We start from the raw sequence: 14,367 nt of genomic DNA, 5'->3' as shown, positions 1-14,367 counted from the left end.
CAATGACGCCGGCAGAGTTCTAAAGTCTGGCGCGCGGGGGCGGCCGCCAGCAGAAATTTCGTCTTCCCCGAGGGAGGGCGCAACCAGCGATAGGGGCATTCCGCGCGCGCAAATCAGAGGCGCCGCAGGGACGCGAACGCACCGGAAGGGATGGGATCATGGCTTCGTTCTTTGAGAAAATACTGGGCGCGCTCTTTCCGAAGCCGTCGTCCGGCTTCACGTCGAGCAGCGCCAAGACCAGCGTCGGCGAATCGCTCGTCGGCGATGGCAATGAGGTCGCGCATATCGACCTGATCATGGGTCCGCGCGGCTCCGCCGCCGAGAAGGCCTTCGCCAACGGCCTCGTCAACAACAAGGACGGCTTCACGACGCTGCTCGCGGTCGTCGCGCCGAACCTGTTGGTGAAGCCCTATACGATGATGTTCAACAAGGTGACCATCAAGAACGCCAAGCAGGCCGTTCAGATGTTCGGCCCGGCGCAGTATGGCGTCGCCAAGGCGGTCGCCGACAGCGTCGCCGAGGGCGTCATTCCGATGAGCCAGGCGGACGACCTCTTCATCTGCGTCGGCGTGTTCATCCACTGGGAAGCCAACGACGATCAGAAGATTCAGGACTTCAATTACTCTGCGACGAAGGAAGCCATCGCCCGCGCGATGAAAGGCGATCCGAGCGCGCGCAGCGTGTTGTCGGCCCGCGTCACCGCGAAACATCCTTTCGCCGCCAACTGAGTTTTGGCGATTCGCTTTTCAAGGGGAGCCTCAGGGCTCCCTTTTTTTGTGCGCCGATGTGAATAGATCGAGGTCGGCGCTGGTCAGAGCGCCGTCATGCAACGCCGTGGCGACAAGCGCGCCTGCGGCGCCGATCGCCTCAAGCCGTTCAAGATCGTCCGCGTCGCGAACGCCGCCGGCCGCAAAGACCCGCCGGTCGCCCGCACGCGCCACGAACTGCGAGACGCGCGCGAAGTCGGGACCCGCGCTGACGCCGACGCGCGTCAGCGTCATGACGATGACCTGGCTCGGCCACAGCTTGGGGCATTCGTCGAGCGCATCGGGACCCAAAAAAACGTCGTCGCGAAAATCGAGCGAGAGAATGACATCGGGATCATGCTTCGCAGCATGCAGGGCTTCGCTGTCGCGCAAGGATTCGCTGCCGATCACACAATCGACGCGCGCTGCGCCGCGCCAGTCGCAAGACTTGGCGCCGGCGTCGACCATAAAGCGAAGCGATGGAAATCGCTCGGTCAACGCGCCAATCTCGCGGCGGTTGTCGCCGTTTCCCTGGATCGCGTCGAGATCGGCGATATAGATTCTCTCGAATGGATGAAGCGTCAGAAAACCGGCGACGACATCGGCCGGCGCGCTCGTCGACGCAAGCGGCGTAGAGATTGGCTTGTAGCTGTCGCGGGCGCCGGCGCGGGCGCGCATGACCGCGCCGCTGCGAATATCGATGACGGGGATGATCTGCATGGGGCATTATAGCGCGTCGCGATCCTGCGACGTCCGGCGAACCTCATGATTCATCGCAGCCTGCTTCTCGCTCTTTTTTTGCTCGTCTTCGCCGACCCCGCGGCGGCGCAGGCGCCGCCCCAACAAAGCCAGCCGGATTGGCCGTGCCGACAGGTGCGCGTGCCCGAGCTCGCGGTCGGCGGCGTCTGGGCCGGTCCGCCGCTCGACGACGCCGTGAAACATTGGCGCGATGATGCGACGATCGCCGATCTCGTCACGCGCCTCGCGCAGCGACGCACGCCGATGGACGAAGCCGAGCGGCTTGTCGCGCAATTCGCCAAGTCGGCGGGCGACAAGCACAAGGAGCGGCTGACGACGCTGTTCGCCGGCGTCTATGAGCGCATGAATGACGAGCGGCGCGACCTGGTCAACGGCCTCGACCGCTTTGGCCGGCGCCTGAAAGCCATGGCGGAGACCGCGCGCAAGGAGACGCAGACTCTGCGGGAACTGCAGGATCAAAAGCCGCCGGACTCCGAAGCGATCAAAAAGGCAAGCGAAGCCGTGCAGTGGCGGCTGCGGCTCTTCGAGGAGCAGCGGCGCATGGTCGGCTATGTGTGCGAGAGCCCGGCGCTGATCGAGCAGCGTTTCGGCGTGCTCGCGCGCGCAATCCAGCAGGCGATGGAGTGAGCGGCGGACCCCATTGATCCGCTGGTTTGCGTGCCATCCCCGGCAGGCCCACGGCCTGACCGGGAATCCAGAAGCGATCAGAGAATCGCTGGCATTACTCTGGATTCCCGATCGCTTCGCTCAGGCGAAGCGTCGGGAATGACCGCCCAGCCTTAATTGAAATCGCGCCCTACTCGCGCGGCTCGGGCTGGCGCTCCTCGAGCGGATGACCAGCCTGCTCCCAGGCGTCGGCTCCGGGCGGATACCACAGCACATGCGTATAGCCGAGGGTGAGCGCGCGTTTCGCGGCGTTCCAGGACGCCCAACAATTGGTGCGGCAATAGAAGACGAGCGGCTTCGACTTGTCGCCGCCGCTCGCGCGCGCCACGCCATGCTCGAAATAGCGCGCCATCGGTTCGGAGAGTTCTCCAAACCCGGTGTCGGGAAGCCAAATGCTGCCGGGAATGTCGAAGCGCTTAGGATCCCGCCACACCGCATTCTTTGGCAGGCCTTCCGGCTTTGGCGGCCGCGAAAGCGCGTCGATGAAAACCGCTTTCTTGCCGCTCCACAGTTCAAACGCCTGGGGCGTGTCGAGCACCGTCGCGCCCTTGAGCGTCGCGGGCGTCGGCGCATGATAATTGTCCAGGCGATAGGTTTCCGGCTCCGGCGGCGCTTGGGCGAAAGCCGGCGCGGCGCAAAACGCGAACGCCGCGCAGAGCGCGCGAACGCCGCGAGCCAAATGATTCGCCAGATTCATCACGGCGCCGTGATCGCATGTCCCGACTCATCGAGCAACGGGACTCCATAATCGCGAAGAATGCGCTCCAGCTCGATCTTGTATTGAGCGATCAGCATATTGAGTTCGCGCTTCCAGTTCTGATCGGAATGGCGAACCCCGAAGCCGATGCGGAAGGCCGCGCGGGCCCCGGGCGTCTCCGGCAGAGGGGTGACATTGAGCTTCACGCTCGAATGTTGGGCGTAGTAGCCGGCGATCGGTCCCCACAGCAGCGCGACGTCGATCTCGCCCTTTTCGAGATCATGCATCATCGCCGCGCCGGAAGATTCGACGCGCGTGTCGACCATTAGCGCATAGGGCTTCACCGACGCCATCAGACCATTCATCGCCAGAACATTGCCGGGCGGCGTGTTGGCGACAAGGCCGATGCGATGCGGCTTTTCCTTCAGACGGAGATCGTCGAGCGTCTTTAGGCCGTCAAGCTCCGAGCCCGCGCGGGTCACGATGGCGTAGGTCGTCCGGTAATAGGGATTGGTGGTCTGCACGAGGTCATTGCCCTGCGGCATGCCGAGGATGACGTCGCAAAGATGCGCGTTGAGCGTATTGCGCACAAAGCCGGTGGCGCCCGGATAATAGGTATAGGCGAGATCCTTGCCGAGCTTCTTGGCGAGGAATTCGCCGATCTTGTTCTCGAAGCCTTCGCCCTTGTCGTTTGAAAAGGGAAGATTGCTCGGATCCGCGCACACACGCAGCGTCTTGGGATCGACGAGTTCGATCGAACCCTGATTGTCGTCGCCCTTCGCGCCGAAGTCGGGCCCCATATGCTGCGCCGAGGCGGGGGCCGCCACAGAGAGGATTGCGGCGGCCCAGCCCGTCGATAGCAGCGCGGAAAAACCGCGCCGATGAGTGAAGCGGATCATGCGATCGTAATGACGCTCTTATTTCTGACTCATGCACTCGGTCTCCGCCTTGGCGAAGGCTTCCGGGCGATCTTCCTTCTTCGCCGGACGGCCGGGCTCGATGGCGCCGGTCGAGAGCGCGCGCAGATAGACATAGAGATCGTCGATATAGCAGGAGGCGTTCTTGTTTTCGGCGAAAGCGGGCATGACGCTGTTGCCGTTCTGGCGCCCGCCGATGACGATGCCGGCGAACTCCGCGTAGTCGAACCGCTTCACCGAATCCTTAAGCGCCGGCGCATAGGTTGAGCCGCCGCCGTTGGGGCCGTGGCAGACGTGGCATTCCGCGTGGTAGCGGCGATAGCCGGAGAAGGTGTACCAGTCCACCTTGCCGTCAGGACCGACGTTGTAGGTGGGGTCGCCTTTGGCGTCGAAATATTTGCCGTCGGTCGATTTGACGGCCTTGGGGTCTCCCGGCGCCTCGGCCATGGCGGAGCTTCCCACGCACATGATGACGCCCAGAGCTAACGCTCCGGCAAGCGACGATCTCATTACCTCTCTCCTTGGTCTCTTCTCTTCCCACACAGTGTAAACGCCGACGCTCGGCGGCACCTTGACGGTGCGCCGAGCGCCGGCTTTTATTTGCTTCGCGTCCCGCTTAGTTCGGCAGAGCGAAGACAGTCAGCACGCCGCCGAGAGCCGTATAGTTGGCCAGCGACGCATAGTTACCCACGGCGCCGAGGCCCTCGTTGCTCTTCGAGAGACCAGCCGCCAGACCGATGCCGGCCCAGCCGCCAACGCCCGAGAGCACCGCGACATACTGCTTGCCGCCGGACTCATAGGTGGTGACGTTGCCGATGATTCCCGACGGAGTCTTGTATTTATAGAGTTCCTTGCCGGTCTTCGTGTCGACGGCCTTCAGATAGCCCTCGAGCGTGCCGTAGAAGGTGACGCCGCCGTCCGTCGACGTCGCGCCGCCCCAGACCGAGAACTGCTCCTTGTTAGACCAGACGATCTTGCCGGTCTTGGCGTCCCAGGCGATGAAGTTGCCGGTGTGGGTCTCGCCCTTGTCCTTGCCCGCCGGGAACATTTCCAGCGTCGCGCCGACGTAGGGCTGGCCCGCCGTATAGCTCACGCGGAACGGCTCATAGTCCATACAGACGTGGTTGGTCGGAACCAGGAACAGTCCCGTCGTCGCGTCGTAGCTCGCCGGCTGCTGGTCCTTGGAGCCAAGCGCCGCCGGGCAGACATATTGCGTGTTGACGTCTTCGCCGTTGTGCTGCGTCGAATATTTGTCGACGACCAGCGGACGGCCATAGGTCTTGGACGACTTGTCCATGTCGACCTTGCTCGCCCAGTTCACCGCCGGATCGTATTTTTCGGCGACGAGCAGATCGCCGTTGGTGCGGTCAAGCGTATAGGCGAAGCCGTTACGGTCGAAGTGCACCAGCGTCTTGACGGCCTTGCCGCCGATGTTCTGGTCGGCGAGGATCATCTCGTTGATGCCGTCATAGTCCCACTCGTCGTGGGGCGTCATCTGGTAGAGCCACTTCACCTTGCCCGTGTCGAGGTCGCGCGCCCAGATCGTCATCGACCAGCGGTTGTCGCCCGGACGCTGCGCGGGGTTCCAGGTCGAGGGGTTGCCCGAGCCGTAGTAGACGAGATTCAGGTCCGGATCATAGCTGTACCAGCCCCAGGTGGTGCCGCCGCCGATCTTCCACTGATCGCCTTCCCAGGTCGTGATGCCCGAGTCCTTCTCGACCGGCTTGCCGAGATGGGTGGTCTTGCCTGGCTCGATGAGCGTGTCGGCGTCGGGGCCCATCGAATAGCCGCGCCACACCTGCTGGCCCGTCTTCACGTCATAGGCCGTGATGTGGCCGCGCACGCCGAATTCGCCGCCGGCGATGCCCACGAACACCTTGTCCTTGAAGACATGCGGGGCCGCGGTCGAGGTCTGGCCCTTGGAAGGATCGCCGTTCTTGACCGACCAAAGGAGCTTGCCGGTCTTGGCGTCGAGCGCGACGAGCGTGGTGTCGGCCTGCGCCAGGAAAATCTTGCCGTCGCCATAGGCGAGGCCGCGGTTCACCGTGTCGCAGCACATCACCGGCACGACCGACGGATCTTGCTTGGGCTCATACTTCCAGAGGATCTTGTGGTCCGGATCCTTCAGGTCGAGCGCATAAACATTGTTGGGGAACGGCGTATGCAGATACATGACGTCGCCGATGACGAGCGGCGCGCCTTCATGGCCGCGCAGAACGCCGGTGGAGAACTGCCACGCCGGCGCGAGCTTGCCGACGTTCTCGGTCGTGATCTGCTTAAGAGCGGAATGCCGCAAATTGGCGTAATCGCCCGTCGGCATCACCCACTGCTTGGGATCCTTCTGCAGGGTCTGCAAATCGTCAGCCTTCGCCGCGCCGGCGAGCGCGAGTACGGCCACCGAAGTCGACAACAACAGTTTATGCATGAGCTTTTCCTCCTGACGACGCCCGGGGCGCATTTTTATGCGCCGCCGCCGACGTCGTGCCTCCTAGGCGCCTCGACATTGGGAAGGCGATTTCCGTTTATGTCTCAAGCTGGCGGGACAAAACGTCCGCCAGCGGCGAGAAGCTCCCGGTTCCCGTCCGGAAGACATCTTTTAACTCGGAAACGGCGGGATAATATGTCGCTAGCTCTTGAATCGCAATCGCAAAAAACAATGGCGCGGCCGTGCGATGCAGCGCATCGGCTAGCCCGCGAAACAGCCAAGGCGAACAATATGTTGCGTCGCATGCTGGCGCTTGTCGCGGCGCTCGCGCCGCTCGTCGCCGGAAACCCCGCCCGCGCCTTTTCCTTAAGCGAAATCGCCCCCGGCGTTTACGCGCATCAGGGCGAAACTTCCCTCATGACCCGGGAAAATTTGGGCGACATCGCCAATCTCGGCGCCTTCGTCGGGGGCGAAGCGGTCGCGGTGATCGATACGGGCGGCAGCCTGATCGAAGGCCGCGCCTTCCTCGCCGCGCTGCGCGAAAAGACGCAAAAGCCCATTCGCTACGTCATCAACACCCACGCCCATCCCGATCATATTTTCGGCAATGGCGCCTTCGTCGAGACCGGCGCGATATTCGTTGGGCACAAGAATCTGCCGCGCGCGCTGGCGGCGCGTGGGCCGCACTATCTTTCGGCCTTCCGCGCGCAGATGGGCGACGCGCTCGACGGCGTGACGATCGTGCCCCCGACGATGACCGTCGACCAAACGATGACGCTCGATCTCGGCCATCGCAAGATCGTCCTGCAGGCGTGGCGCACGGCGCATAGCGGATGCGACCTCACCATTCTCGATCCAAAGAGCGGCGTGCTCTTTTCCGGCGATCTGCTCTTTTTGCAGCATGTGCCGGTCGTGGACGGGAGCCTGCTCGGCTTCCTCGACGTCGCCGACAGGCTCGCGGCGATCAAGGCGACGCAGGTCGTCGCCGGGCATGGCCCCCTCCCCGCGCCCTGGCCCAAGGCGCTCGAGGACCAACGCGCCTATCTGATGCGGCTGACCGCCGATCTCCGGGCCGCGATCAAGAAGGGCGAGGGCGTCGCGGCGGCGGCCAAGGAAGCCGGCGCCGAGGAGCGGGAGAAATGGCGGCTGTTCGACGATTACAACGCCCGCAACGCCACGGCGGGATTCGCCGAGTTGGAGTGGGAGGGGCCGTGAGCATGACTTTGTCACGTGACCGCGAGCGGGGTTCGCGCTTATTCTTGCCAGGAGATCAGCGCTCTTGCCGTCATTGCGAGGAGCGCAACGACGAAGCAATCCAGAGCCGAGGCGCCTTTCGATGGATTGCTTCGCTGCGCTCGCAATGACGAAGTTGTTAGGAGAATGCCGGATATGAACACAGCAGCCCGTTCCGCCGCCGGCGCCCTCTTCGCTCTCCTTTCGACCGCGGCCCTCGCCCAAACCGCCCCCGATCCCTGGCCGGAGCTCGTCGTCGACATCTTTCACAGCCGCCCGATCGCGGCAGCCGACGGCGTCATCGCGCTTGAAGCGCCGGCGCGGGCGGAGGACGCGGCGATCGTGCCGATGACCATGCGCTTCGCCGACCCGACGCAAATCAAGGTGGCGACGCTGGTCATCGACCAGAACCCGATGCCGGTGGCCGCGGCCTTCACGCTCGGCGACAAATCCGGCGTCGGCTTCATCGAAACCCGCGTGCGGGTCAATTCCTATTCCAATGTCCACGCGGTCGCCGAGACGCGCGACGGCAAGCTTCGCGCCGACGCGAAATTCGTCAAAGCCTCGGGCGGCTGTTCGGCGCCCGCGGTCAAGGACGAGGACGAGGCGGTCGCCAATCTCGGCAAGATGAAATATCGCGAGTTCAAGAGCGCCGATCCGGCAAAGCGCGAGGCGCAGATCATGATCCGCCACCCGAACGCCTCGGGGATGCAGATGGACCCGGTCTCGCGCGCCTATCTGCCGGCGCATTTCATCGACTCTGTCGAAGTCTTTCAGGGCGACGCGCCGATCTTCAAGATGGAAGGCGGCATCTCGCTCTCGGAAGACCCGACCTTCCGCTTCACCTATGCGCCGAACGGCGCGAAGACGATCCGCGTCGAGGCCCATGACAACAAGGGCGGCGTCTACAAAGGCGAATGGCCGATCGGCGACGCGTCATAGAGCGCTTCCCGATCACATCGAACAATGTGATCGATAAGGAATCGCTCAAAATCATTGGAGCAGGTTCTCATCGAAAAAGTCTGTCAACTTTTTCGGAACCTGCTCAAGGCGGCGCTCAATAGGTCGCGGCGAGATAATCGACGATCGCGGCGGCGTCGGGTTCGTCGATCTGCGCATGGTAGGACGCGATCATCTTCTTGACGACGCCCTCCCAGAACGCCCGGCCCATCTTCGGCGGCTGGCGCTCGATATAGTCGACGGAGTGGCAGGCGGCGCAATTGCTCTGCGCGGTCTCCTGGCCCAGCCCGGGGCGCAGCGTCGCGGTTTCTTCCGGCAGCGAATAGGTCAGCGTCTCGGCGGCGCCAAGCGCCGGCGCGAGAGACGCCGCCGTCGCCACCAGGATGAGCGTTTTGCGAAAGCGCTGCATGTCTCCGCTAGATCGCCTCTATCCGAATTGTCTCCACCACGTTCCGCATATAGCCGGCATGGTTCCATAAGGGCGCCAAGGGCTGCGACTGGCCGTCGCGATTGACGGCGCGGGATTTCAATTGATGCACGCCGGGCCGCAGGGTCAGTTCGGTCCGCCATTCGCGGAAGGAATAGCGGCCGAGATCCTCGCCAAGCCGAGCCGCGGCCCAGCTCGCGCCGTTGTCGGCTGAGAGCAGCACGGCTTCAATGCCCTGGCCGCCATCGAAGGCGATGCCCCTGACCTCGAATGCGACATGCGCCGCGACTTTCGCGTCTTCGGCCGGCCGCGTTATGAAACTGCGGACATTGAGCCGCTTGATCGGCCGCGTCGCCCCCTTCGGCGCGCCGGGCGTGACGCAGACGCAGTCATTATCGGGGATGCGATAGGCGCTCGACATCCAGAAGCCGCTAAAATCGCTGTCGAGCACTTCGATATCGTTGAGATGCTTCACCCAATAGGTGCCGTAACAGCCGGGAACCACCAGCCGCAGCGGGAAGCCGTTGAGCCATGGCAGGTCTTCGCCATTCATGGCGTAAGCGAGCATCACTTCGCCATCGCCGGCGTGGCCGAGGTCGAGCGCCTTCATGAAATCCGGCGTCTCCGGCGCCACTGGCGAGTCGAGCCCGTTGAAGGCGACGGACTGAGCCCCCGGCTTCGGTCCGGCCTTTTCGAGCAGCGTTTTGAGCGACACCCCGCGCCAGCGAGCGTTGCCCATCGCGCCATGGCCAAATTGTCCGCCGCCGACGCGCGGCTCGACGAAGCCGCGGCTGTTGCCGGAACATTGGTTCACGGCGACAATCTCAATTGGTTCGAAGTCGCGCTTGAGTTCTTCGAGCGAAAGCGACAGCGGCGTCTCGACATGGCCCCGCACCTCGAGGCGAAAGGCTTTTGGATCAATGCTGAGCGGGACGCCGGCGAGGTGATAGCGCACGAAAAAGGCGTCGTTCGGCGTCAACACGCCTTCATCGTAAACGGAGAAAGGGGTTTCGAGCTGAGGCGGCCTGACGGTCTGCTCGATCAGCGCACGTTTCCCAGGGTAGCGCACGAGAGGCCGCTCGCCATTAGCGAACCTCAGCCGAGCGCTTTCCGCCGAGAACGCGCGCCGTCCATCTAGCGTGGACAGAGCTGCGAGCCCAAGGCTTGCGCCGCGCAAAAATGATCGCCTGCTCGTGGCTCGGGGCATCGTTCAAGCCGCTCGCGCCGGCGCTTTGCAGCGACCGCGCGGCTAGACCGTCACGAACCCCAGATCGTCAGCGCCGCGCATAGCGCGAACGGCAGCGTCGCAAGCGCGAAAACGCCCGTAACGCACAGAAACCGCTCCGTTTCGCTCGCCTCTCTCGGAGCCGCCTTGTCCTGCCAGTTGATGAACGCCATCACGATCCCCTTACAAGTCCACACGGGCGCCCCTGCCGTTTGGCTCAGCAAAAGACGCACCCGCAGAGAAACGCGCGAGACGGCGAATCGTTGCAATATCGTTAAAAAAGCTGAAGCGTCGGCTGTGTCACCGGCGCGCGACGACCGGCGCGCGGGAGCGGCGCTGGGTCGGCGGCGGCGCGGGCGCGGCGCTTTCGCTGAACAGCTCGGCCAATTTTTCTGTCATGGCGCCGCCCAACTCCTCGGCGTCGACGATCGTCACCGCGCGGCGGTAGTAGCGGGTGACGTCATGGCCGATGCCGATGGCGATGAGTTCGACCGGCGACTTGCTCTCGATCTCGTGAATGATTTGGCGCAGGTGCCGCTCCAGATAGTTGCCCGCGTTAACCGAAAGCGTCGAATCATCGACCGGCGCGCCGTCCGAGATCATCATCAGGATGCGCCGCTGCTCTGTGCGCGCGAGCAGACGACGATGCGCCCAATCCAGGGCCTCGCCGTCGATATTCTCCTTCAACAGCCCTTCCCGCATCATCAGGCCGAGGTTGCGTCTGGCGCGGCGCCAGGGCGCGTCGGCGGCCTTATAGATGATGTGGCGGATGTCGTTGAGGCGACCGGGATTGGCCGCCTTCCCTTCGGCGATCCAGGCCTCACGAGACTGGCCGCCCTTCCAGGCGCGGGTGGTGAAGCCGAGGATCTCGACCTTGACGCCGCAGCGCTCCAGCGTGCGCGCCAGAATGTCGGCGCAAGTGGCCGCGACCGTGATCGGGCGCCCGCGCATCGAGCCGGAATTGTCCAGAAGCAGCGTCACCACCGTGTCGCGAAAGTCCATGTCCTTTTCGCGTTTGAAAGAGAGCGGCTGCTGGGGGTCGATGATGATCCGCGGCAGTCGCGCGGGGTCGAGCATGCCTTCCTCGAGATCGAACTCCCAGGAACGGCTCTGCTGCGCCATCAGCCGGCGCTGCAGCCGATTCGCCAGCCGTCCGACGACCGAGGAGAGATGCAGCAGCTGCTTGTCCAGATAGGCCCGCAGCCGGTCCAGCTCCTCGACGTCGCAGAGCTCCTCGGCGCGAATGATCTCGTCGAAGCGGGTGGTGTAGGCGTGATAATCGGCGCCGGCGCGCTCGGCGGCGTTCGTCGACGGATGACGCGCCTCGGCGGCCTCTTCGGCGTCTCCGGCGTCGGCCTCTCGCTCGGTCTCGCCATAGGGCGCTTCCGCGGAGTCGCTTTCGCCTTCCTGCTCGGCGTCTTCGGCCGCGAGCGCCGTATCCATCTCGGCGGCGCTTTTCGACTCTTCGTCGTCGCGATCGTCGCTCTCGCTCTGGTCGGGATTTTGCGGCGCGTCCTCGCTTTCCTCGTCGGACTTCGTCTCGTCCGGCGCTTCGCCGCTCGCCATATCAAGATGCGAAAGCAGCTCGCGCACAATCTGGGCGAAAAGCTTCTGGTCTTCCACCGCCCCGGACAGTCGGTCGAGATCTGCGCCGGCGCGCTCTTCGACGGTGTCGCGCCACAGCTCGACGATTTTCTGCGCGTGCTGCGGCGGATTGAGTCCGGTCAGGCGTTGGCGCGCGAGCAGCGCCAGCGCGTCTTCGAGCGGCGCGTCGTCGCGGCCTGAGATTTCATCGGCGTGGCTGCGCTGATAGCGATCGTCAAGCATGGCGCTGATATTCGCGGCGACGCCGGGCATCCGCATCGCGCCGATCGATTCGCAGCGCGCCTGCTCCAGGGCGTCAAAGGCGGCGCGCGCCGCCACCGGTTCGGGCGAATAGCGGCGATGCAGCGCGTCGTCGTGACAGGCGAGGCGCAGCGCCAGGGAATCCGCCTGACCGCGCAGAATCGCGGCGTCCTTTACATTCAGCTTACGCGGCGGCTCCGTCAGCCGCGCCTTCGCCCCGTCGGCGCCCGCGATCAGCGAGGGTCGCTCCGGAGCAAAATTCACCTCGAGCGCTGGCGAGCGCGCCATGGCGCGCATGGCGCCGGCGACGGCGCGCTTGAACGGCTCCTGCGGCGCCTCTTTGGGCGAGGCAGGCCGTCGGTTTGTCGGCCCGGGAGGCATGAAGCGACTATATGCGCGACGGAGGGCGAAGCCGCAAGTCGGCCGGCGTCAGCGGCCGGGCAAGTCGATAGGCAGGCAGTCGATAGGGCGCCAAGTCGACATGTACGCGAAAAAGCCGCGCAGCCTGGCCGCGCGGCTTTTTTCAGTCGAGATTATCAGCCGAGGTGCGAAATCATCGGCGCGACCAGGACCACGGTCATAATCGCGGCAATGGCGCCGACAACCCAAATCATGCCCTTTAAACGCGAAGAGGCTGCGGTGTTCATGCTCATTTTGTCTCTTTACATGGACATGCCTGCGAAGAAATTACATAAGCCGCCGGCAGGAATGCCCAGAAAAACTGCAGCCTATTTCTTATATTTAAGCGTAAAAACGGGCTTTGCAAGTCAGTTTGAACGTAAAGACCGCCCAGGAGCAGCGAATCGAAACAGTATTTTTTGCTACTCATGATTTAGAGAGAACTTCAAAACCCTAGTGTAGGCAGGCGAAAAAGCGCTTAGGGGATGCGAAATCATTGGCGAATGTGGACCAATTGACGCATGTGCCAAAAGCGTCATTTGCGCGGGCGAAGCGTTGGCTTCGGGTCGACGGCCGAAAGGCGGCGCAATCCGATCGCCAGGGGCGCGGCCTCACACTTTGCGTTCCTGCTTGCTGAAATTGGAAAGGTCGCCTTCCGCCGCGGCCCGCCGGCGCCATGATTTCGCGATCGCCGGATATTTGATTTCCTTGCTGATGCGCGACACCTGCTGCTGCAGTTTCTCGCTCCCGCAGGAGGGACAGAGCGGGGTTTCCGACGCGCGCACCAAGAGTTCGAATTCGGCGGAACAGGCGTCACAGACATAGGCGTAAAGCGGCATCGGAGACTCGCGTCAGTTGGCGTTCACAGAACGCCCTCGCGCGAGCAATTTTCATTCCGCCGCGCTCCTTGGCGCCCTGTTCGCTCGGCAATCCCCACAGCGCCTAGAGCGCTTCCCGATCACATGGACTCATGTGATCGGGAAGGAATCGCTCAAAATCAAAATGTTGGAGCAGGTTCTCATCGAAAAAGTCTGTTAACTTTTTCGGAACCTGCTCTATGTCATCACCACGTTCACGGCGCTTTCCGGCAGCTCCTTGCCGAAGCAGCGCTGATAGAATTCAGCGACGAGCGGGCGCTCGAGCTCGTCGCATTTGTTCAAAAAGGTCATCCGGAAGGCGAAGCCGATGTCTCCGAAAATCTCGGCGTTCTCCGCCCAGGTGATCACCGTGCGCGGGCTCATCACCGTCGAGAGATCGCCGGCCATGAAGGCGTTGCGGGTGAGGTCGGCGACCCGCACCATTTTATTGGCGACGTCGCGGCCTTCCTTCGTCGCGCCATAGGATTTCGCCTTGGCGAGCACGATATTGGTCTCCGCGTCATGCGGCAGGTAATTCAGCGTCGCGACGATCGACCAGCGGTCCATCTGCGCCTGGTTGATCTGCTGCGTGCCGTGGTAGAGGCCCGATGTGTCGCCGAGCCCCACGGTGTTGGCGGTCGCGAACAGCCGGAACGCCGGATGCGGCCGGATGACGCGGTTCTGGTCGAGTAGCGTCAGGCGGCCGGAGACTTCAAGCACGCGCTGGATCACGAACATTACGTCCGGCCGCCCGGCGTCATATTCGTCGAAACACAAAGCCACGCAGTGCTGCACCGCCCAAGGCAGAATGCCGTCGCGAAACTCGGTGACCTGCTTGCCGTCCTTCAGGACGATGGCGTCCTTGCCGACGAGGTCGATGCGCGAGATGTGGCTGTCGAGATTGACGCGGACGAAAGGCCAGTTGAGCCGCGCCGCCACCTGCTCGATATGCGTCGACTTTCCCGTGCCGTGATAGCCGGTCACCATCACGCGCCGATTCTTGGCGAAGCCGGCGAGAATGGCGAGCGTCGTCTGCCGATCGAAGAGGTAGTCCGGGTCGAGGTCCGGCACATGTTCGTTGCGCTCGGAAAAGGCGGGAACCTCCATATCGGAGTCGATTCCGAACACCTGGCGCACCGAGATCTTCATGTCCGGCGTGCTCTCGAGGCCCGTTGCGGCGTATTCTACAGCGACCAAAATGCGTCCTCCTT

The 14,367-nt window shown here is 63.5% G+C and carries 15 protein-coding genes; 4 read left to right on the top strand and 11 right to left on the bottom strand.

Features of this window, described 5'->3' with window-relative positions:
* The first annotated feature begins 158 nt into the window (after positions 1 to 158).
* Positions 159 to 728 (top strand): formaldehyde-activating enzyme, encoded by a 570-nt coding sequence (gene fae / locus HUN39_RS11995; RefSeq protein WP_175094739.1) that lies wholly within the window; start codon positions 159 to 161, stop codon positions 726 to 728.
* A 30-nt stretch (positions 729 to 758) separates the two neighbouring features.
* Here fae and HUN39_RS11990 read toward each other — a convergent pair whose 3' ends face one another.
* Positions 759 to 1,466: a HisA/HisF-related TIM barrel protein gene (locus tag HUN39_RS11990; RefSeq protein WP_175094738.1), complete on the bottom strand. Its 708-nt coding sequence runs from the start codon at positions 1,464 to 1,466 to the stop codon at positions 759 to 761.
* Between the two features lie 45 nt (positions 1,467 to 1,511).
* Here HUN39_RS11990 and HUN39_RS11985 point away from each other — a divergent pair, with 45 nt between their 5' ends.
* Positions 1,512 to 2,132 (top strand): hypothetical protein, encoded by a 621-nt coding sequence (locus tag HUN39_RS11985; protein ID WP_175094737.1) that lies wholly within the window; start codon positions 1,512 to 1,514, stop codon positions 2,130 to 2,132.
* Positions 2,133 to 2,301: 169 nt separating this feature from the next.
* Here HUN39_RS11985 and HUN39_RS11980 read toward each other — a convergent pair whose 3' ends face one another.
* The 4 genes from HUN39_RS11980 to xoxF5 all read right to left on the bottom strand — a co-directional run bounded on the left by HUN39_RS11980 (position 2,302) and on the right by xoxF5 (position 6,210).
* Entirely contained in the window at positions 2,302 to 2,868 is a 567-nt protein-coding gene (locus tag HUN39_RS11980) for a PQQ-dependent catabolism-associated CXXCW motif protein (RefSeq protein ID WP_175094736.1), read from the bottom strand.
* Entirely contained in the window at positions 2,868 to 3,767 is a 900-nt protein-coding gene (locus HUN39_RS11975) for a substrate-binding domain-containing protein (RefSeq protein ID WP_175094735.1), read from the bottom strand. Before HUN39_RS11975 ends, HUN39_RS11980 begins: the two co-directional genes overlap by 1 nt.
* An 18-nt stretch (positions 3,768 to 3,785) precedes the next feature.
* On the bottom strand, positions 3,786 to 4,253 hold the full coding sequence (locus HUN39_RS11970) for a c-type cytochrome, methanol metabolism-related (RefSeq protein ID WP_175094791.1): 468 nt from the start codon (positions 4,251 to 4,253) through the stop codon (positions 3,786 to 3,788).
* Positions 4,254 to 4,401: 148 nt separating this feature from the next.
* Positions 4,402 to 6,210 carry a lanthanide-dependent methanol dehydrogenase XoxF5 gene (gene xoxF5, locus HUN39_RS11965; RefSeq protein WP_175094734.1) on the bottom strand — a complete coding sequence of 603 codons (1,809 nt, stop codon included), beginning with the start codon at positions 6,208 to 6,210 and terminating at the stop codon, positions 4,402 to 4,404.
* Positions 6,211 to 6,501: 291 nt separating this feature from the next.
* Here xoxF5 and HUN39_RS11960 point away from each other — a divergent pair, with 291 nt between their 5' ends.
* Entirely contained in the window at positions 6,502 to 7,425 is a 924-nt protein-coding gene (locus HUN39_RS11960; RefSeq protein ID WP_175094733.1) for a quinoprotein relay system zinc metallohydrolase 2, read from the top strand.
* Positions 7,426 to 7,590: 165 nt separating this feature from the next.
* Positions 7,591 to 8,385 carry a quinoprotein dehydrogenase-associated SoxYZ-like carrier gene (locus HUN39_RS11955; protein WP_175094732.1) on the top strand — a complete coding sequence of 265 codons (795 nt, stop codon included), beginning with the start codon at positions 7,591 to 7,593 and terminating at the stop codon, positions 8,383 to 8,385.
* Between the two features lie 115 nt (positions 8,386 to 8,500).
* Here the strand turns inward: HUN39_RS11955 and sorB are convergent, their stop codons facing one another.
* The 6 genes from sorB to cobS form a co-directional block, all read right to left on the bottom strand.
* On the bottom strand, positions 8,501 to 8,812 hold the full coding sequence (sorB, locus tag HUN39_RS11950) for a SorB family sulfite dehydrogenase c-type cytochrome subunit (protein ID WP_175094731.1): 312 nt from the start codon (positions 8,810 to 8,812) through the stop codon (positions 8,501 to 8,503).
* A 7-nt stretch (positions 8,813 to 8,819) separates the two neighbouring features.
* Positions 8,820 to 10,037: a SorA family sulfite dehydrogenase catalytic subunit gene (gene sorA, locus HUN39_RS11945; RefSeq protein WP_175094730.1), complete on the bottom strand. Its 1,218-nt coding sequence runs from the start codon at positions 10,035 to 10,037 to the stop codon at positions 8,820 to 8,822.
* A 50-nt stretch (positions 10,038 to 10,087) separates the two neighbouring features.
* On the bottom strand, positions 10,088 to 10,228 hold the full coding sequence (locus HUN39_RS11940; RefSeq protein WP_175094729.1) for a hypothetical protein: 141 nt from the start codon (positions 10,226 to 10,228) through the stop codon (positions 10,088 to 10,090).
* A 127-nt stretch (positions 10,229 to 10,355) separates the two neighbouring features.
* The gene (gene cobT / locus HUN39_RS11935) at positions 10,356 to 12,281 is read right to left on the bottom strand and encodes a cobaltochelatase subunit CobT (protein ID WP_175094728.1); all 1,926 of its coding nucleotides are present in this window, start codon (positions 12,279 to 12,281) and stop codon (positions 10,356 to 10,358) included.
* Between the two features lie 629 nt (positions 12,282 to 12,910).
* Entirely contained in the window at positions 12,911 to 13,138 is a 228-nt protein-coding gene (locus HUN39_RS11930; RefSeq protein WP_175094727.1) for an FmdB family zinc ribbon protein, read from the bottom strand.
* 216 nt (positions 13,139 to 13,354) lie between these two features.
* Complete coding sequence (gene cobS, locus HUN39_RS11925) at positions 13,355 to 14,353, bottom strand: cobaltochelatase subunit CobS (RefSeq protein WP_269750332.1); 999 nt, start codon at positions 14,351 to 14,353, stop codon at positions 13,355 to 13,357.
* Between the last annotated feature and the right edge of the window lie 14 nt (positions 14,354 to 14,367).

The sequence above is a fragment of the Methylocystis silviterrae genome, from assembly GCF_013350005.1.
GTDB lineage: Bacteria > Pseudomonadota > Alphaproteobacteria > Rhizobiales > Beijerinckiaceae > Methylocystis > Methylocystis silviterrae.
The sequence above is the reverse complement of the archived record's forward strand: the minus strand, read 5'-3'. Positions and strand labels throughout refer to the sequence as shown.

What these genes read in the sequence shown, in the direction of transcription:
- fae (WP_175094739.1), top strand. Translation starts at nt 159, where the DNA reads ATGGCTTCGTTCTTTGAGAAAATACTGGGCGCGCTCTTTCCGAAGCCG.
- HUN39_RS11990 (WP_175094738.1), bottom strand. Translation starts at nt 1,466, where the DNA reads ATGCAGATCATCCCCGTCATCGATATTCGCAGCGGCGCGGTCATGCGC.
- HUN39_RS11985 (WP_175094737.1), top strand. Translation starts at nt 1,512, where the DNA reads ATGATTCATCGCAGCCTGCTTCTCGCTCTTTTTTTGCTCGTCTTCGCC.
- HUN39_RS11980 (WP_175094736.1), bottom strand. Translation starts at nt 2,868, where the DNA reads ATGAATCTGGCGAATCATTTGGCTCGCGGCGTTCGCGCGCTCTGCGCG.
- HUN39_RS11975 (WP_175094735.1), bottom strand. Translation starts at nt 3,767, where the DNA reads ATGATCCGCTTCACTCATCGGCGCGGTTTTTCCGCGCTGCTATCGACG.
- HUN39_RS11970 (WP_175094791.1), bottom strand. Translation starts at nt 4,253, where the DNA reads ATGTGCGTGGGAAGCTCCGCCATGGCCGAGGCGCCGGGAGACCCCAAG.
- xoxF5 (WP_175094734.1), bottom strand. Translation starts at nt 6,210, where the DNA reads ATGCATAAACTGTTGTTGTCGACTTCGGTGGCCGTACTCGCGCTCGCC.
- HUN39_RS11960 (WP_175094733.1), top strand. Translation starts at nt 6,502, where the DNA reads ATGTTGCGTCGCATGCTGGCGCTTGTCGCGGCGCTCGCGCCGCTCGTC.
- HUN39_RS11955 (WP_175094732.1), top strand. Translation starts at nt 7,591, where the DNA reads ATGCCGGATATGAACACAGCAGCCCGTTCCGCCGCCGGCGCCCTCTTC.
- sorB (WP_175094731.1), bottom strand. Translation starts at nt 8,812, where the DNA reads ATGCAGCGCTTTCGCAAAACGCTCATCCTGGTGGCGACGGCGGCGTCT.
- sorA (WP_175094730.1), bottom strand. Translation starts at nt 10,037, where the DNA reads ATGCCCCGAGCCACGAGCAGGCGATCATTTTTGCGCGGCGCAAGCCTT.
- HUN39_RS11940 (WP_175094729.1), bottom strand. Translation starts at nt 10,228, where the DNA reads ATGGCGTTCATCAACTGGCAGGACAAGGCGGCTCCGAGAGAGGCGAGC.
- cobT (WP_175094728.1), bottom strand. Translation starts at nt 12,281, where the DNA reads ATGCCTCCCGGGCCGACAAACCGACGGCCTGCCTCGCCCAAAGAGGCG.
- HUN39_RS11930 (WP_175094727.1), bottom strand. Translation starts at nt 13,138, where the DNA reads ATGCCGCTTTACGCCTATGTCTGTGACGCCTGTTCCGCCGAATTCGAA.